The sequence below is a fragment of the Sulfitobacter sp. CB2047 genome, from assembly GCF_000735125.2.
GTDB classification, from domain to species: domain Bacteria; phylum Pseudomonadota; class Alphaproteobacteria; order Rhodobacterales; family Rhodobacteraceae; genus Sulfitobacter; species Sulfitobacter pontiacus.
On sequence record NZ_CP072616.1, the window covers coordinates 77,568 to 96,067 of the forward strand.

General features: G+C 54.8%; 15 protein-coding genes. 11 read left to right on the top strand and 4 right to left on the bottom strand.

The window, feature by feature from the left end:
- Positions 1 to 55: 55 nt before the first annotated feature.
- Together IV89_RS18075 and IV89_RS18080 are read left to right on the top strand one after the other, a co-directional pair.
- The gene (locus tag IV89_RS18075) at positions 56 to 1,753 is read left to right on the top strand and encodes a hypothetical protein (protein ID WP_037945173.1); all 1,698 of its coding nucleotides are present in this window, start codon (positions 56 to 58) and stop codon (positions 1,751 to 1,753) included.
- Positions 1,750 to 3,444, top strand: coding sequence for a hypothetical protein (locus IV89_RS18080; RefSeq protein WP_037945171.1), 1,695 nt, complete (start codon positions 1,750 to 1,752; stop codon positions 3,442 to 3,444). The genes IV89_RS18075 and IV89_RS18080 overlap by 4 nt, the downstream gene beginning before the upstream one ends.
- 80 nt (positions 3,445 to 3,524) lie before the next feature.
- On the opposite strand, the gene IV89_RS18085 is transcribed toward IV89_RS18080, so the two are convergent.
- The 4 genes from IV89_RS18085 to IV89_RS18100 form a co-directional block, all read right to left on the bottom strand.
- The gene (locus IV89_RS18085; RefSeq protein ID WP_037945170.1) at positions 3,525 to 4,070 is read right to left on the bottom strand and encodes a recombinase family protein; all 546 of its coding nucleotides are present in this window, start codon (positions 4,068 to 4,070) and stop codon (positions 3,525 to 3,527) included.
- A 194-nt stretch (positions 4,071 to 4,264) separates the two neighbouring features.
- Complete coding sequence (locus IV89_RS18090) at positions 4,265 to 5,803, bottom strand: Fic family protein (protein WP_037945168.1); 1,539 nt, start codon at positions 5,801 to 5,803, stop codon at positions 4,265 to 4,267.
- Between the two features lie 272 nt (positions 5,804 to 6,075).
- Positions 6,076 to 6,675 carry an SMC-Scp complex subunit ScpB gene (locus tag IV89_RS18095; protein ID WP_037945164.1) on the bottom strand — a complete coding sequence of 200 codons (600 nt, stop codon included), beginning with the start codon at positions 6,673 to 6,675 and terminating at the stop codon, positions 6,076 to 6,078.
- Between the two features lies 1 nt (position 6,676).
- On the bottom strand, positions 6,677 to 7,570 hold the full coding sequence (locus IV89_RS18100) for a DUF1403 family protein (RefSeq protein ID WP_037945163.1): 894 nt from the start codon (positions 7,568 to 7,570) through the stop codon (positions 6,677 to 6,679).
- Between the two features lie 113 nt (positions 7,571 to 7,683).
- On the opposite strand from IV89_RS18100, the gene IV89_RS18105 reads away from it, so the two are divergent.
- The 9 genes from IV89_RS18105 to IV89_RS18145 all read left to right on the top strand — a co-directional run bounded on the left by IV89_RS18105 (position 7,684) and on the right by IV89_RS18145 (position 18,460).
- On the top strand, positions 7,684 to 8,802 hold the full coding sequence (locus IV89_RS18105; RefSeq protein WP_235183819.1) for a tyrosine-type recombinase/integrase: 1,119 nt from the start codon (positions 7,684 to 7,686) through the stop codon (positions 8,800 to 8,802).
- Between the two features lie 440 nt (positions 8,803 to 9,242).
- The gene (gene repA, locus IV89_RS18110; RefSeq protein WP_037945162.1) at positions 9,243 to 10,427 is read left to right on the top strand and encodes a plasmid partitioning protein RepA; all 1,185 of its coding nucleotides are present in this window, start codon (positions 9,243 to 9,245) and stop codon (positions 10,425 to 10,427) included.
- A complete protein-coding gene (gene repB, locus IV89_RS18115; RefSeq protein ID WP_037945161.1) occupies positions 10,427 to 11,422 on the top strand; it encodes a plasmid partitioning protein RepB in 996 nt (331 codons plus the stop codon). The genes repA and repB overlap by 1 nt, the downstream gene beginning before the upstream one ends.
- A 124-nt stretch (positions 11,423 to 11,546) precedes the next feature.
- Positions 11,547 to 12,644, top strand: a complete 1,098-nt coding sequence (locus tag IV89_RS18120; protein WP_235183818.1) for a helix-turn-helix domain-containing protein — start codon at positions 11,547 to 11,549, stop codon at positions 12,642 to 12,644.
- Between the two features lie 131 nt (positions 12,645 to 12,775).
- Entirely contained in the window at positions 12,776 to 13,246 is a 471-nt protein-coding gene (locus IV89_RS18125) for a hypothetical protein (protein ID WP_037945160.1), read from the top strand.
- Between the two features lie 41 nt (positions 13,247 to 13,287).
- The gene (locus IV89_RS18130; RefSeq protein WP_037945158.1) at positions 13,288 to 14,220 is read left to right on the top strand and encodes a zincin-like metallopeptidase domain-containing protein; all 933 of its coding nucleotides are present in this window, start codon (positions 13,288 to 13,290) and stop codon (positions 14,218 to 14,220) included.
- A 90-nt stretch (positions 14,221 to 14,310) separates the two neighbouring features.
- Positions 14,311 to 14,700, top strand: a complete 390-nt coding sequence (locus tag IV89_RS18135) for a DUF3768 domain-containing protein (RefSeq protein WP_037945157.1) — start codon at positions 14,311 to 14,313, stop codon at positions 14,698 to 14,700.
- Between the two features lie 150 nt (positions 14,701 to 14,850).
- Positions 14,851 to 15,891: an IS110 family transposase gene (locus tag IV89_RS18140; protein ID WP_037945156.1), complete on the top strand. Its 1,041-nt coding sequence runs from the start codon at positions 14,851 to 14,853 to the stop codon at positions 15,889 to 15,891.
- Between the two features lie 586 nt (positions 15,892 to 16,477).
- Entirely contained in the window at positions 16,478 to 18,460 is a 1,983-nt protein-coding gene (locus tag IV89_RS18145; protein WP_037945155.1) for a ParB/RepB/Spo0J family partition protein, read from the top strand.
- The last annotated feature ends 40 nt before the right edge of the window (positions 18,461 to 18,500 follow it).

Below are 18,500 nucleotides of genomic sequence, written 5' to 3' on the forward strand. Positions count from 1 at the left end.
GTGGGCCAACAAACGATAAACAGGCTGCTGGTACCAAGCAACGGATGTTTCAGGAATGATAACAAGTACGGAAGTCGAGCAGATCGGACGGGTTGAAGGCCTACTAGCGGCGGCCAAACGAATTGGTTATTCAAATCATGGAGAAACCGAGTTAATCAAGGCCTTGGCTCAGGGGGCTTCCTTACGAAATGAATTGGTTTCGGATGTGGACTTGGCCGAGATCAAAGCTCTTAACGGATCAAATTTCTTTGAGCTCCAAATGGTCTTGTGCGATGTCATCCCCTATTTGTCTGCACCTACTTCTGACGTTATGAATTTAGTTGCGGCTCTTGTCGAAACGGGCGGTGAAGACCTTGCTGCTAACCAGCCAAATGCGGCTTTCCGTCAGTGGTGCGCTAATGATGTGCGTCGTGCCGATGATGTGATTGCTTCTGCAAGAGAAGGTCATGAACTTGCTCTGAACCATCTAGTATTTGCTTTGCAGGCGAAGAATGACTTCGAAGCTGCAATGCAGTCCGCCAGAGCGGGAGGCGATGAACGGACAGCCGGGGTCCTCGCCCTATCCCGCATTAAACTCGGCGAGCAAGAGTCCACTAGTGCTTTGGACGTTGTATTGAATATTTCACAGTCTTTAGTGCCGAAAGATGCGGCGGGCCTATTGAAAGCAGCACTCGACATTGCCTCCAAGCATCCAGCCATAGAACGATCCAAAATCGCGACCGAGCTTAATAGACTCTCAGAAACAACTGATCCGACTGCTGTCCATCTGATGGCATCCGCACTCTATTGGCATGGCGAAGAAATGAGCGATAACGAAATCGCAAGTTGCTTATTGGGCATTCAAAAGGTGAATCCAGAAAACAGCGGAACCGTTCGACAAATTGATGACGCCTTACGAAAAATGTGGCCAAGTCGCAGCTATGAGGTTGGTCAGACTATTTCTGCTTTGATATGTAAATCTAAGGGAAAAGTCGGAAACCACGCACTCTCAGGCATTTTATCCGAGGGTGATGCTGAAGAAGGGCAGTCGTTGACCCAGCTCGCTACAGAATGGCTGCTCAAAGGAAACTATGAACTGTGCGCTTCTCTTGCTTCCCATTTTTCAGAGATCAACAGAACCACTCCTTGTCTTAACGTAACCCCATCCGACCTTCCAACTACGGCGGCTGAACAGGTTTTCGTTTGTCGAAAAGCTGTGGGCCACTTTTTTCTTTCCCCAATGACCGCGGCTGCTTGGATTGTCGCCGTTATTCGTAGTGGTGGACCGGCTGCCAAGGATGCCGTTGAACTGCTATTTGACCCTTTGCTGATGAACTATGGTGGAGCCTTAAAGAATTGGCTCGAAGAGCTACTGACGGACGATTTGCCGGGAAATACCTTGATCGAAGGTACTCTAAAGCGCGCTCAAAAGGTTTGGGACAGCTTTGAGGCTGTTCGCGAGGTTGTCGAACTTCAACCTTCGTCGGCAAAACGAGCCCTTTTACGTTTCCAAGAGGAGGAAGAGGCGGAACAGGTACATAATTCCGCAAGGGAGAAATCCATTTTTGCTGATCTGTTCACGACGCAAACTTTGCTATACGGGGACCGATCAAGCTTCAGTATTGTGGACGGCGAAGGCAATCGACGCCCACAAACGGTGAATATGGCCGCGATGTCTGTTAGCAGCGAGTTACCAAAGGGGATATTCTTTGACCCTACTGGAACAGAGTGGACTCTGGAGGTCTTCAAGCAAGAGCAAAGGCCAAAAGAATGAAGCTACTCGTGCGTCAACATCTTCAAGGGATGAAGGAGCGGGGCGAACTTGATGTTCTGCTGCCTCAGCTGCTTAGCGAACTCGGGTATGAGGTAATCCATCATCCTCGCATAGGAGGGCGTCAAGCTGGCGTAGACGTTGCAGCTGTTGGTCCGGATCCGGACGCCGACGGCCAGAAATCTCTTCTTCTATTCGTAATTAAATCTGGCGATGTAGGCCGGGCGGATTGGAACGGCTCTCTTCAGGCAATTTTGCCATCCCTCGATGAAGTCATTTATGACTATATTCCCAATCGAGTTTCACAACAATACAGTCAGCTACCAATAGCTGTGTGTGTCTGTATGGGAGGAGAAATCCAAGAAGGGATACGCTCTGCTTGGAGAGGCTTTCAAGAGCTTAGAACCACCGAAAAGCTCCAGTTCCGAGAGTGGAATGGCGACAGACTGGCAAACCTAATTCTTTCTGGCATCTTGAAACAGGAATTACTCGACCCAAGCCACAGATTACATTTCCAAAAGGCGATAGCCCTAGTTAGCGAACCTGAAGAAGCATATCTGAACTTCCGAGCGCTTCTCGACGCCCTCACCCATGATCTCGATTCTGGAAAAGCAGGTACAACGCGTTTGCGGCAGGTGCTGATTTGTCTGTGGATACTTGTGGGAAATGGTCTCGACTCCGAGAACCTCGAGGCTCCCTATCGCGCCTGCGAGCTGGCATTGCTTCATGCTTGGGATGCATTTCGGAATTGCCCGGAAAGCCGAAAAAGGCGCCGCGCAGAGCGAAGCGAAATTTTAGATCAAATCCTCTCGCTCCACCTCACAGTCAGCCAGAAGTTTTTCGTTGAAAAGGTCGGCCCACATGCTTCCAGCATGTACGCTCTGTCTGCTGCCGTTAGGTCGCGATCAGCGCTAGACATCAATCTTTCGGTATTTGATATGCTTGGGCGCATTGTCTTGCTTGGCCATTGGCACCATGCAATTGGGTGCCGTTCTGATGGCGACGAACAGACGGCCCATCTGGCAAAGCGTGATGAGGCGCTCAATCTCGCTATCTCTACGATCAACAATAACCCAACTCTTCTGTCGCCAACTCGCGATGATCATCATATTGAAATCGGTATGCTCATGCTTCTAGCGCAAGCGTGCGGAAGGTTAGAGAGCGTCGACGGCTACTTGCGGGAGGTTGCTACGCGTATGGCTTATCGATACGTGCGCCGGTCTCATTGGGTGACTTGCTTGCAGGACTATCGACGATTAGCCTGTCATCCACTGGATCGCAGCGACGCGTACTTCCAGCGTTCAACTATAGGGAGCGTCCTTGTGCCCTTTGTTCTTGTTGGCCTTGAGCGGCTGGGAGCGGAAGAAGATTTGGCGGAATTCCAAAGTGTTGTCGATGCAGAATTGGATCATACGACGCAGCAAGTTTGGGTTCCGCATGAAAACTCAGAGGACGCTCTCTGGCGGCAAGGACTGAGCATTGGCACCGGAGTCCCGGTGCCGGCACTAGGCAATACAGAGAAAAGCATATCCTTGTCGGTGGAGGTTCAAGAAATCGCTGACGAACACGAAGCGTTATTGAACTTCGATGCAATTAAACTTGGAATGCTACCGCTGTTTCTCTTGGCGTGTAGACATCACCGCATTCCGCTGCCACCGCACCTGTGGTTTGGCTCGGCCGACAGAGAAAGTTGAAATGATGGTCAAGATTAATTGAAAGCGGTGTGAATGCATGCTTTCCGTCCATTTCTTTACTCGCCGCCAGTCAGCTTCCGTCACCGTAGTCTTGAAATCGTGGTATGAGCCACACCCAAGTCCCGCGCTATGGCGCGGCAAGTATCACCATCTGCCATGCGATCACGGGCAAGTTGACGCTGATGGTTTGTGAGCTTCGGCTTGCGTCCAAACTTGGTTCCGTTTGCGATTGCGATCTGGCGGCCTTCATTGGCGCGTCGGGTGATACGTTCTCGCTCGTCCTCAGCCAAAGCTGAAAGAAAGGCCAGAATACCCTTGCCCATCGGGGTCGTTAGGTCGAGCCACGGTTTGTCCAAGACCTTGACGGTAGCTGATCTGTCCGCGACGCGCTGGATGATATTAATCCCATCCATCATCGATCTGGTCGCCCTGTCCCATTCAGCGATGACTAGAACATCCCCTGCCCCCAAAGCATCGATGGCACGTTCCAATTGAGGTCGGCCTTTGACTGTCCGGCCAGATGCTATTTCGCGAAAGATCTTATCCGCTTTGACCGTGTTCAAGGCGCCGATCTGGCGATCAAGGGATTGTCCCTGACTGGACACTCTGGCGTAACCGAAAAGCATAAAGATACCTTAGCTCATGCGGACCCATTGCGCACCTGATTTATGCACCAACCCTCAAGCCTAGTTTTCATGGCCGACCCAAGTTGGTGCAAATATCATGATTTTCGCGACAGCTCACTCGTTCGATCTGCGCCTATAGCAAGCGAGCCCCAAGTTCTGGGAATTGGAGGTTTGGACCGACTACTTTGCCCTTGTTATCCTATCGCTGCTGTTTCTTGATCCTTAAGCGTATCTGCCAGAAACTTTGCGAATGGCACGATATCTTCTCGGACGCTCGCGGCTTCCAGCGCAGTCATGTAGGCGGCGCGGTTTTCGACTTTTATCACCGTCCATGGTTGTCCTGCTGCAGCCAACATCACATTCATCAAGAACCGAGCCGTACGGCCGTTCCCATCTAAGAACGGATGTATGAATACAAAGATAAAATGACAGAGCACTACACGAACCGCAGGATTGGTTTCCGCCTGCAGAAGTTCGAAGAACACTGGCATACATTCGCGGACGGCCTCGACGCACATTGGCACATGCTGAGAACCCCGAATATAGACTGGCGCGTTTCGATAGCCCGCAAGCTGCGCCGCCTTCAATATGCCCGCCCCCACAGATGGCGTGAACAGCGCCCGGTACCATGCTGTCAGCTCACGCTCTGCGACGTCCCCAACATCTTCACCTTCAAGAACGGCGCGCACGCTTTCACGTACGCTTTGGAACGCCTCCCAATAGCCGCGTGCCGCAAGTGCATCTTTCATCGCAAGATCTTCTTTGTCACCGTCCGGGTTCCAACCTCCTGAGCGCACTTTCTCGATCAGTTCGGGTGAGACCCGATAGCCCTCGATGGACAGCGAATGATAGGCATCGGTCACATAGATTTCATCCATCGCGGTCAGATAGGCTTCGGCATCATTTGTGATCGGCTGAGCGGCAGGAAAATGCGCGATCACTGCTTCGCGCATGGCTTCCCACTTTAACCGGATGCGGTGCACATGCGGTGACGTTTCCCGCCCGGCATTGAGGACAGTCACGCTTTCCGCAAACGGATCGCTCATCCGCACATCATGTGACGCCGCTTTCATAGTTGAGACGATTTCGTCGGCAATTCTTGTCTTGCCAATACTTCGAAACGCCCCCGCCAATCGCCCTGCTGCACTGGTGTGCCCACCGTCCAAAAGTCGAGCCAAGAGGGCAGAAGCATCTGGTATAATCGCTAGGATCGTCCGCGCATCTGTCGCGTTCTGTTTGAAGAAATTTTCAGGTACGAGGATCAATGCCTCTTCTATTGAGAACAGGCGTAACCCATCTTTAACGACAAGCGCGTCTCCCCGCGCAAACGTCGCACGGGTCTCGAAGATGGAGGTCTTGTGTGGGAAGTCAGTTTTCATATTGCCCGCCTTCGGGGCTCGGACGAGCAGCTGCACCGGGACTGCCGTATCGCCTGCATGCAACTTCAGGGACTGCTCGGGTGACAACGACCAATCCTCACCAAATCGATCCGAGAGGTATTGGGCACAGAACCCCCAGAAGGAGGTGTACCAAGCGGTGCTTTCACCGACGCGTTCGTCAGGCCGGGACATGATGTACCAGCCTTTGATCACTTCTTTTATAAATCCAGCTTTCAGCAATCGTTCCCGATGGGTTCTGGTCAAATTGGTAGACCTAATAGCGATGACACCCTTTGACTGAAGGTCGCTGATAACCTCCAAGGACTCCGCCAATTTCTCCGCTGCACTTGCCATCTCACAAACCCTCCACCTGTTCGGTCGTTAGGGTTTGAAGCTGTAGTATGTTTAGGGTTTCATGTCGATCACTTTTTAGGTTTTTGAGTTGTGCAATCTTTAGGATATTAAACCCTATCAAGAAAAAAACGGCACCGTACATGTCATCATTGATGTACAGACCTACGTTTTCTGCGCTGTGCAAACACACGTAATCTCTGTCGATCATTACCGCGCTTACCCTGCTTCACCAAAGATACTATCAGATCGCATGCCTTGTGACCCAGCAGGCATTATTCATCAATGACGCCCACCCCGGCATCGTCCAACTGCTCCCGATCTGGCAGATCGCGCAGGCTTTGCAAATCAAACGCCACGAGGAACTTCTCCGTTGTCACGAAGGTGTAAGGCGCACCTCTGCGGGGACTGCGCGGCCCGGTAGCAATGAGATCCCGCGCATGCAGCCGCCCAATCAAATCACGGCTGATCTCTTTACCAAAAATGTCCTTCAGCCCATCGCGGGTAATCGGCTGATTGTAGGCCACAGCGGCCAAAACAGCGACGTCAAATTCGCGCAAATCCAAATCCTGTCCGCCCACATCCGCCGCGGCGCAGATCACATCGGCATAAGTCGCGCGCGTCCGCAGCATCCAGCCGCCCGACGCCTTCGCCACTTCATAGGGTCGGTCAGCCACATCCACGATGAGATCTTCAATCAACAGATCAACTGAAACCCCCTGCCCCACAACGCGCGCCAAGTCTTCGCGCGGTACCGGCGACGCACTCGCAAACATCACCGCCTCGATCCGGCGCATCCATTCGCGCCACCGCAGTTCAGGCGGCAGGTCATCTAACACGCGGTCGATATCTGCGTCAGGCCGATCCTTTGCCATCTCAGACCCCGTAAAGCCGGAACGTGTCGCGCCCGGTCAATTCCCGCACCACACCCAGATCCACCAACCGATCACACAACCGCCGCGCCGCGCGGTCGCTCATCAGATCAGCCAAAGCCACGGAAGCCGACAGGGCATCTTTCGAAAGGAATAGCGCAACTGCGTCCCCTGCCCCCTTCGCTCGCAGCTTTGGGATGACGGCGCGCAGGTGAGCTGCGCGACGGGTCAGATCCGCCGCGAGCGGAAGTGTTGCACCGATCGAAGAAACCAACGCATTATGACAGGCCAATTGCAGGTCCCTACCCTGTTTGCGCAGATCGCGCGATTTCAACCCGACCGCCAGAAGCGGCAGCACGTGCGTCCATCCCAAAGACTGGGCCAAGACGGCATCGGCAAGGATCAAAGCCGTGACCTCCTGACGCGGATGCGCCGATAAAACCGTTTCCAGAATAGTCCCGGCGCGCATGACCGGCCCACCCGACCCTGTATCCAGCCACATGGCAATCTGTTCAGCGGTTACGGAAGGCAAAGCGCGCTGCAGCGCCTTCACCGAGATGGGTCGCGCGGACGCTCGCTGCCATTGCTGATAGATTGCCCCCGCTGGACCTGGCTGATCGCCCGGCCTCAGTAGATGAACCTCATCGCGCAGATCCCCTGCCCTTTCGGGTCGGCCTAACAGACGCATGCACGCCTCTGACGCAGTCAGGCTCAACCTATCGCACAACAAGGCGCGGGGGACGTCGTCATACCCCACCACAAAATGCAGCGTGGCCAGCGCCGCCCCTGACAAAAACGTCACATCTTCAAGGGTTTCCGCACGCGCTGAGGTGACCCACGACGGTATCCGGGGTAGTGTATCGAGGGCGTTAGCAAGGTCTGGTTGGGCAAACTTCATGTCGCAAGCCTATCGCAGCGCGGCGTTTTAATCCAGATAATAGCGCTCAAACCGCCCCACCTTACAGCTCTTCCTTACGTCCAATAAGTTTGCATTATCGGACGTAAAAAGATATGCTGAGCGATATGTTTAAAAACACCGAAAAATCAAGCTCAGAGCCAGCAAACGCATCCTCGCCCAACGAAGACGACGCCAGGGAGCCGCACGGCGGGCGCGGCCCTGAGTCTCTCACCCTTCCTGACCTTGTGGCTGGTTCCGGCACGCTTGATCGGCTGGTCGAGACTGCGCGCGATTACGCAAAACAAGCAGCCTCGGAGAACACGCTGAAGGCCTATGCGAAAGACTGGGCGCATTTTACGCGCTGGTGCCGGATGAAAGGTGCGGAGCCGATGCCACCGTCCCCAGAGATGATCGGCCTTTATCTGGTAGACCTCGCCGCTCCAACCAATGGCTCCCCTGCCCTTTCAGTTTCGACGATCGACCGCAAACTATCTGGCCTTGCTTGGAACTATGCGCAACGCGGTTTCACCCTCGATCGCAAGAACCGACACATCGCCACGGTACTGGCCGGAATAAAACGGAAGCATGCGCGCCCCCCGGTGCAGAAAGAGGCGATCCTACCGGAAGACATCCTGGCCATGGTGGCCACCCTACCTTTTGATCTGCGGGGGTTGCGCGACCGGGCGATCCTACTTCTGGGGTACGCGGGTGGTCTGCGCCGCTCCGAAATCGTCAGTCTTGACGTTGGTAAGGACGATACACCCGACAGTGGTGGCTGGATCGAGATCCTCGAGGATGGCGCCTTGCTCACGCTGAACGCCAAAACCGGCTGGCGTGAGGTCGAGATCGGCCGCGGATCGTCTAGCCAGACTTGCCCGGTGCACGCACTCGAACAATGGCTACACTTCGCCAAGATCGATTTCGGGCCAGTGTTTGTCCGCACGTCACGTGATGGGAAAAAAGCGCTAGATGCACGGTTGAACGACAAACACGTGGCCCGCCTGATTAAGCAAACCGTACAAGACGCGGGAATTCGAAGTGAGCTGCCAGAAAAAGAACGCCTTGCCCTGTTCTCTGGCCATTCATTGCGAGCAGGCCTTGCCAGCAGCGCTGACGTCGACGAGCGCTACGTTCAGAAACAGCTTGGTCACGCCTCTGCTGAAATGACACGGCGGTATCAGCGTCGTCGCGATCGGTTTCGTGTTAACCTGACAAAAGCCGCAGGGCTTTAGCTCTTAATTTCTGTTGTCTGTAAAAGCCGGGAATCCGCGCTCAGGGCCTCCAAGATGGAATTGAACGCATGCAGCACTTAGGAGACTTTCTCAGGAGACCCCAATTCCCACCTTTCTTTCTCATGTACTAAGACGCGAGCACCCCACCCATTTTTTGCTATGACCACCCAAACCGCACGAATGATTTAGCCCCAACTTCGTATTCTGAGCACTACCACGACTCTAAACAATGTCGAAGCAGCGCGCGGAAAAGTGGAGAAATCAGCCAAACACGCACGAAGTTTACAGCTGTAAACTCATCCACTACGCTGCACCATGTTGCGGGTGGAAGCGCATTAGACACTAAATAGGCAAAAAAGCATTGACTTAAGCTCGTGAATCGCAGCTTTTATCCCCAAGTGGCGCGAAAAAAGCCATATTGAGCAATTTGGGGCAACCACATGATTCCTGTGACACCGATCGTTACCAACCGACCCTCGGAACTGGCAACTGATATTTCAGAGCGCCTCACTACGGCGATCCGCGAACATCTATTGTCGGCCTTCGCACCTGACAACACGAAATCCTTACGCCTGTTCAACGCTCCCGAGGCCGCTGAACTCTTGGGTGTATCGGGTCAATTCATGCGCAAAGTGCACGGTGAAGGCACCCTACCCGAACCTCAAGAGATCCGCGCTGGACGTCGCTACTATACCGCGCGCGACATTTGGAACGCCCGCCAAATCCTCGAACAAACCTCCCGCAAAAAGGGCCGGTATCTTCCCGGCCGGAGGGATGGAGATAAGCTTCAAATCTGGCAGTTGATGAACTTCAAGGGCGGCTCGAGTAAGAGTACCACGACGATCCACTTGGCCCATTTCCTCGCACTGCAAGGCTACAAGGTGTTGGCTGTCGATCTAGACCCCCAAGGCTCACTGACATCCATGTGCGGCATCAGCCCAGAGATCGAATTTGACGGACTAACTGTCTATGATGCCATTAGGTACGACGATCCCGTGCCCTTTGCCGACACAATCGTCGAAACCTATTTTCCGGGGCTGTCTCTCGCCCCTTCCCGCCTCCTCCTGTCAGAGTTTGAGACGGAATCAGCAGTAAACTCGAGCCCTGATCAGCCGTTTTTCACACGAATAAGAAGTGCGCTCTCTCAAGTCGAAGACCAGTATGATGTCGTCTTAATGGACAGCCCGCCTCAGCTTGGTTTCCTGACGATTTCTGGCATGGCGGCAGCGACCTCTTTGATTGTACCCCTCACGCCATCCATGCTCGACGTCTCCTCAACCGCACAGTTCTTAGAACTGGCGGGTGCTTATATGGGCGTCATCGAAGAAGCAGGCGCGGAATTGCAATACGATCACTTTAAGTTCCTGATCACACGCGATGAGCCAACAGACGTCCCATCACAACAGCTCACGTCCTTTATGCGCGCGCTCTTTCAAGATCGCGTCATGGGCGCGACCGCCCTCAAAAGCACTGCGATCAGCGACGCGACCATGCTCAAACAATCGATCTACGAGGTCGTAAAATCAGAGATGACCCGCGCAACCTATGATCGCGCGAAAAACTCAATGGATGCGATCGGCAAAGAGGTTGAAGCAATGATCCACCAATCATGGGGGCGTAGCTAATGGCCCGTAAATCCCTTCAAGGTCTCTCCGGCATCGCCAAGACGATTGCAGATTCCGGTCCACGCACCTCTGAGCGCAAACCAAATACCAGCGCTCCCGCACTTGGTGCTCTACAAGGCTCTCTATCCGCCATCCGCGAGATTGATCCAAAGCTGATTGATGAATGGGGTCCGAAAGACCGTCTTGACGGGTTTACAGCTGTAAACTCGGATGAAGAGGGGGACGGGTTCGAAGCCCTCAAGTCCAGCATCGAAGAGGGAGGCCAACAGGTCCCCATCCTTGTGCGCCGCTCGAGTAGCGACGGGCGATACGAGGTCATTTATGGCCGCCGCCGCCTCAAGGTTTGTCGTGAGTTGGGACTGAAGGTTCGCGCCAATGTCGAAGACCTTGATGACGCTTCAGCCTTACTTGCCAAAGGCCTCGAGAATGCTGCACGCCGCAATCTGTCGTTTTATGAAAAAGCGCGCTTCGCAGCCGTTATTCAGGCTGCAGGGCACAACACAAAGACAGTGCGGCAAGTCTTGAGCTTGTCAGCGCCCGGATTGTCCCACCTCACCAAAGTCACTGAGAATGTTCCAGAGGATGTCGGCGACGCCATCGGCGCTGCCCAAAAGTCAGGCCGTCCGAAGTGGACGGCGCTTGCAGACGCCTTCATCGCGAAGAAGGTTACCGCAAGCGCCGCATTTGCAATTCTCTCGAAACTGGATCCTGATCACTCATCAGATGATCGCTTGGAGCGGCTCTTAGCGGAGATCTCCCGACGGGGTGCACGCCCAAAAGAGGGCGGGGCGGTCACGCCCGCACCAGGCGTTACGATCAAATCTAGCAATTCTTCCGTCACCCTTGCCGTTAAAAAGACTGGCAAGGATGCCGCCTTCGGGGCATGGCTCGACCGCCATCTCGAAGAGATCATCACCAAATCCTATAAGGAGTTTACAGCTGTAAACTCGCAGGATGACACCCGAGGCCAAAGCAGAAAGGAGGACGGCGAATAGAAAACCCCCGAAGCCGGAGCTTCGAGGGCTGCAGCGCGTAAGCGCCGTTAGACTAGACACCTAAACGGTAGCAGTCCCCGAATCATCGAACAAGAAAAAACGCTTCCGAGCGCATGGGAATTTTTTGTCTGCCGACAAAATCATGAAAACAATGACAGGACTGGCTCCAAATGGAGCCCACTCGCCAAGTTATTCGGCGGGGCAGCAAGATATTGCCCCCTCCAAGTGGTCACTCTTGCAGGTAATCGAAGACATCCGAGAACCTTTGGGGCTCAAAGGCACCTCAATTTCCCTCCTGCGTGCGATGATCTCCTTCATCAAGGGCGATCATATTTCTGCCGCACAAGATGACGGGCATATCTGCTTTGCATCCAACGTTGCCTTGGCAAAGCGGACCCATGTTAGTGTTCAAACCGTAGAACGGCACATCACCAAACTCGTCACTCTCGGCCTCCTGTCGCGCCGCTCCAGCGCCAACGGCAAAAGATGGGCTCGACGGGACACAAGTGGCCGTATAGTGCTCGCCACAGGACTTTCTTTGATGCCGCTATCAACGCGATTTTCTGAATTTATTCAAATAAATCAAACGCATAAAGAACGCGTAGCTAATCTATCGATCTTACGAGACAAGTGTGCAATCGCGCTGGCAAGCCTTAAAAGGTATCTCCCGGCCCGCCCAGATCTTGAAGCCTTCTTCAACACTGCTCGAAACCTCCTGCGCAGGCGTGCGACCGAGGAAGCGCTCACGACCTTGTTGAAGGATATTACGTCCGAAATTCAAGAAGTTACTCCCGATCAGACGGATAATTTGAGGGACACACACCCCAAAAATGAGGGGCACAAAGAACCTCATTTGAATCAGTCAGTTAAAGAAGAAGATTCATTTAGGACTGAAGTTGGGCCAGATCAAATGGAGCGCGCATATCCGCGACTTTGCGCAGAACTAAGAACAGCACATAATCAAGCCGACTGTGAACGTAGAATGAGCGATATCGCAAATAATCTCGATTTGGGTGACCTTTGGTTCGATATTAAGAAACTCGGTCCAGCAAAGACGTTTATGGCACTGGGGTACATTTTAGAACGCATAGAAAGCATAGAGAAACCTCGGGGGTATGCTTTCCATCTGCTGCAAGGACTTACCAACGGTTCTATTGCATGGGAGACATTGCTAAAAATCCAAAAGAGGAAGGCAGTGCCTATAGGGGTAATCAGGTACTGATTTTCATGGTGATGCTGCCGGAAAGTGAAAGTTTCCTTCTTGTTTTGGGACTGTCTGAAGGAACCCTTGTGGGGTGTTCCTGACGGGTCTGGACCGGATTCCGGTCTGTCTGTCCTGACAAGGAACCTCCCATGCAAACAGAAGTATTGCGCGTCCTGCGCGCAGAGGCACGGTCGTGGTGGCGACACCGAGAGCTAAGAAGAACTGGAGACCTTGATGCGGCGCATCGGCTGGAACGCCAAACAATCAGCCGCGACATCGGATATCTCCGTGCGGCCCTCAACAACCCCAATGCCTATGTCAGCTGCGGCGGGGGAGGGACCATCCTTCACCTCGGCCTGACAACAGTCTCGCTCTATGCCCCCGTTGAACGCTTCCCGATCGCCAGCTTGGCTGTCCGGCTTGGAACGCCTCTGATCGACTGCCGCCCTGTCCGCAACATGATCGCCTTCGCAAACCTGCCGAAGGTCACAATGAACGGCCATATCGATCCAGAACCTTGGACGGCCTCAAGCCGTATTTCGCTCCTGACATATATCGACGCTGCCGAACGCCTTAGCGCTCGTATTGTCAACGATCCGCGCATCAATTCCGCGACCTAACCCAACCTTCCAAATCAACCCCAACTGAAAGGAGGCCAGCCATGGCCCGTTCCCGCACGTCCAAATTCGACGCATCAGACGCCATCACCAATGAATTGATCCGCATTATCGAACGTGGTGTTCTCCCCTGGCGCAAACCGTGGACCGCTGGTGGCAGCGCACGTCCCTTGCGCCACAACAGTGAGCCCTATCAAGGCGTGAACAACTTTCTGCTCACTATGCGCACGGTGATGGCAGGGTATACCTCTCCGTTCTGGATGACCGTGCCGCAGGCAAACACTCTTGGAGCAAAGATCCGAAAGGGCGAACGCTCATCTGTTGTTGTATACTATGGCCAAAGTCGAACGCAGTCGGATGATGATCAAGACACCAATGATGGAGACACCGAAGAAGCGCGCGTGTTTCGGTTCCAAAAATCATACCGCGTGTTCAATGCAGATCAAATTGAGGGCTTGCCGGATGCTTTCCACTCGGATGCCTGTCCGGTCCCCAATCATACGCCGTCCGCGCCAATCGAGCATATGCAGACGTTCTTTGATGCCATCGATATTACGACGGTCTTTGGTGGAATCGAGGCACGCTATAATCCGCCCGTCGACAAGGTGTTCATGCCAAGCATCGAGCGCTTCAAGGACCCCCTGAACTTTTACGGGGTCTGGGCGCATGAGCTTGCCCATGCCACCAAGGCGCCCCATCGCCTGCACCGAGACTACGGTCTCAGCCGGTTTGGCAACACAGCCTATTCCCGCGAAGAGATCGTGGCTGAACTGACGTCCTGCTTTTTGGGGCAGGAGCTTGGGTTCACCGCGCATACGCTAGAGCTGAACGCGTCGTATTTGTACCACTGGTTGCGTGTCCTGCGCTCGGACAAAACCGCGATCTTCAAACATGCGGCGGACGCGCAGAAGGCCTGTGATTATCTGATCGCGCGGTCGGAGGCGGGCAGGGCAGGGGCCGCCGATCAGGCAGCTTGAGAGGTCTGGTGCTGCCGCTGCCTGCGGGTCTCAAAGAGTGAAAGCAAGCTTTTGGTTTTGTGTTTTCAATTTCCTAGAAAGGACAAGCCCATGACCACCTCCGCACGCCCTCAAACCGAAGGCCCCGACATCACAGCAATCGCGGCGCAGAATGATGCCTTCCGCAAACTCGCCTGCCTTGGCATCGCACCGGATCAACCTATTGCTGGCCGCATGCATGTGACCCGATCACTTGCTGAGGCCGAGGATGGCTTCATGGCTGAGGCGATCAAAGCAACAGGTGAGTTCGACGTCTTTGAACCCGAGAATGATCCAGACGGATGCCACGACTTTGGTGCCGTGGATATTCGGGGGCAAAAGGTCTTCTGGAAGATCGATCTTTATGAGGCGGATAGCGATTTCCGCTACGGCGCTGAGACCCCTGACAATCCCGCAACCACCGTGCGCGTACTCACCATCATGATGTCATCCGACTGGTAGATACCGTAATGGGGCTGGCTCCGATCTCCACGGTTTCGCTTGTCGTGACCGCAGAGGTGAGGTGTCTTTGCCCTGGACACACGGATTTTGCATACGAAGTATTGCGACGAAGCGTGCCCAAATCTGAGAATATTTAGAAGGGACAAGGAAATGGAGTTATTTATTGGTTTGGACGTATCTCTAGCAAATACGGCGGTCTGCGTTCTGAATTCACACGGAATAGAAGTTAATGAGGTGACGGTTGCGAGCGAGCCTGAGGCGCTGGTCGAGTTTATGCGCGGCCTTTCTGGCAGAGTGGCTGCTGTGGGTTTGGAGGCTGGGCCACTTTCGCAATGGCTACATGGGCATTTGACAGAGGCGGGTTTCGAGACCGTGCTGATGGAGACGCGCCAAGTCAAAGGTGCCCTGAAAGCCATGCCGATCAAGACCGATCGCCGGGATGCAGCCGGTATTGCGAGGCTTCTCCAGATGGGGTGGTTTCGACCGGTACATTGTAAGTCTGTATCCGCGCAGGAAATGCGAGCAGTATTGACGGCGCGTAAATCGATCCAGCAGGCCTGCGTCAATCTCGAGTTGTCCATACGCGGGATCCTGCGTAATTTTGGCCTGAAGATTGGCAAGGTTTCCAGAGGGAACTTTGAATTTCGTGTTGGCGAATTGGTTGAAGGTAATTCAATGCTGAAAGCCGCCGCAGATCCGATACTCAGAGTTCGCGCAGTATTGCGAAGCGAGTTGGCAGCCCTCGATAAACTGACCCGCGACCGTGCCAAGGCCGACTCAGTCTGCCAATTGATGATGACTATGCCGGGCGTCGGAGCAGTAGTAGCGCTCACGGTCAAAGCAGCCATCGACGATCCAGAGCGCTTTCGTTCGTCTAAGGACGTGGTACCGTGGGTTGGTTTGACGCCCCGACGCACGCAGTCGGGCGAGCGCGACATTATTGGACAAATCACCCGGGCAGGAGATACCAGCCTTCGCACAGCTCTCGTTCAGGCCGCGACGATCATGTTAAATCGTGGACGACCCAATTGGCTGACTGCGTGGGCAGTTCGCGTGGCGCAGCGTCGGGGCAAAAGGCGCGCGACGGTTGGGTTGGCGCGTCGCATAGGCGTGGTCCTTCACAGGATGTGGTTGGACAGTACGGAGTTTCGTTTCGCTCGCAAACCGAACATGTCCCCTGGTGTCGCATAGGCGTAAATATCCAATTGGTTTTGCAGCCTAAAAACAGGAGTTAGCCGCGCTTGATAGTTCGGCTTACCGAGGTCCCTCGCAGGGACGCTGTTCCCGATGATGCCGACCCCTGCCCAGTACCGAAAACATGTTTCGAGTACGTCTGGTAGATGGGCACGCGGGAATTGCAATTGGACAAGTATAGTGTGGCGGCCCTTGCGCCGACTACGGACAGAAGCATTATCCCTGCGACGGAACCCATTTCGGCAAGCCACAAACCCAAGCTGCAACTGATTTTTGGTCGCCACGGTTGAGCCCTAAGGGCTAGTGACCGTTGGATTTCATATGCCGATATGTACCGATTTCTTCCGTCTAACCATCGAGCGCAGTGGTTGGTGTTGTATTCGTTTGCCTTTTCGAGACTTGACTCGATGCCCCATTACAGAAGGGCAGGGGGCCTAACCTCGCAAATGAAGCACAATCTGAAGGCCCGCTGACCCCTCCAAAGGGAAAGCGGGCCTTTTTTCTGTGTGATCCTCAAATTCGGGGATTGGTCAGGCCGTTCCGAATGTTCGGTGCGGCGCAAACATCTCAACAAGGACATCACATGACACATGCTCTCAAATCTATCTCGGTCGCCATCGGTGATCTCACATCTCATCCAGCCAACGTTCGCAGCAATTCACCCGAAACCTACGAGTCCGAGGCGATCGCTTACCTCACCGCCAGCATCGGCGTTCTGGGCATCATCCAACCGCTGCTGGTTCAAAAGATTGATGGCAAGTACGGTGTATTGGCCGGCGGTCGGCGCCGGGCAGCCCTGAATGAGCTGGTCGCTGACAAAACGGCCAAGGGCTTCACCAACAAAACCAAGGTCGAATGCCGCTTGGTGCCGGATGACTGCGATGTGACCACGGCCCTATCGCTGGCAGAGAACATCACCCAAGCCCCGATGAACGCCATCGACGAGTTCGAGGCGTTTGCCCGCATGATGGAGGTCGATGGGCAGTCACCTGAGACAATTGCCAAGACGTTCGGCACCACAGTCGCCGCCGTAAAAGGTCGCCTGCGCTATGGCCTCATCCATCCCGACATCCGCGCAGCCGCGCGCGCCAAGACGATCACCCTCGATACCATGAAGGCCTTTGCGGACCACCCGAGCCAGGCCGTGCAGCTTGAGGTGTACGAGGCTCTAACAAGCGATGACAGCTATGTGCAGGCCTACACGGTGCGTCAGGCGCTCAAGACCCGCGGTGTGCAGGTCAGTGACGATATCGGGGCGTTCGTGCGCGAGGACTATGAGGCCCGGGGTGGTCCCATCGCTGCTGATCTCCTCGAGGAGCATTCGGTGCTGGAAGACATCGCACTGGTCGAAACCATCATGGTCGAAAAACTCACCGCCGCCGCCGAAGAGGCACGGGCTGATCTGGGGTTTGCGTGGGCCGAGGCATTGGTGCGCTACGACTATGCGACGATGGCAGAATACGGTCGCGTCTATCCCGGCCCGATCGAGCCTGATGCTGCAGGCCAAAAGCGTGTCGATGCGATCACCGAGGAGCTCGAGAAACTGCAGATTGAGATGGAGGATGAGAGCCTAGAGACGGATGCCTACAATGCCCTCTACGACCGCGTGGATGCGCTCGAGGAAGAGGCGCGGGATCTGCAGGAGGCCTACAGTGCCGAAGATCTTGAGCAGGGTGGTGTCATCGCATCCTGGTCAAACAGCAAGATCACGCTGCATGTCGGTCTGGTACGGCCAGAGGACAAGCCTGAGGCGCCGGCGCAGACGACCAGCGCCGGCGGCACGTCCGGCGGCACAGAAGGGCAGGGCGCAGACGCAATCGTCTACCCAGCCTCGCTGACCCAAGACCTCAAGACCGAACGGGCAATGGCGCTCGGCGCTGCCATGACCCTGCATCCGGAGGCCACGCTTGATCTCACATTGTTCAAGCTGGTCACGGACGTGCTTGGCACCATGAGCGCAACTCACGGCATCAAGGTCGAGGCCCGCAAGGAATACCGTAGCCACGCCAAGATGGACGAGATCGATAGCACATCGCTGGAACAGGTGGCCGAGGCGCATGACGCGCTCGATCTGTCCTGGGCGGATGAGGCGAAGTCTCCGGCAGATCAGTTTGCGTCGTTCCGTGCCCTTGAGGCGGGCGAGAAGGCCAAACTGGTTGCCTATGCCACGGCCAGCACGACGCAATCCTGCTTTGCCCGCAGCGTTCAGAGAGACAGCCTGATGCATGACTTCGAGATCGAGGTCATGCCTGACATTCGCGCGCATTGGACGCCGAACGCGGCGCTGTTCAACCGGTTCAAGAAGGCGTGGCTGCTCAAAATCCTTGGTGAAGAGCTCGGCCTTGCTCAGGAGGCGGTGACACTGGCCTCCATGAGCAAGAAGGAGATCGTCGCCTTTTGTGACAAGCTCTTCGCCGAGCCCTTTGCGACCCTGACAGAGGCGCAGCAGCGGGCGGTTGCGGCGTGGTGCCCGCCGATGATGCAAACGACCGGGGGCGCCAGCTTGGTTGTCGATGCGCAGGAAGACGCCGCTCAAACCGAGACCGTTCAAGCGAAAGCTGCCTGATCCATTGAGGCGACCCGCGCTTGGAAACACCAGGCGCGGG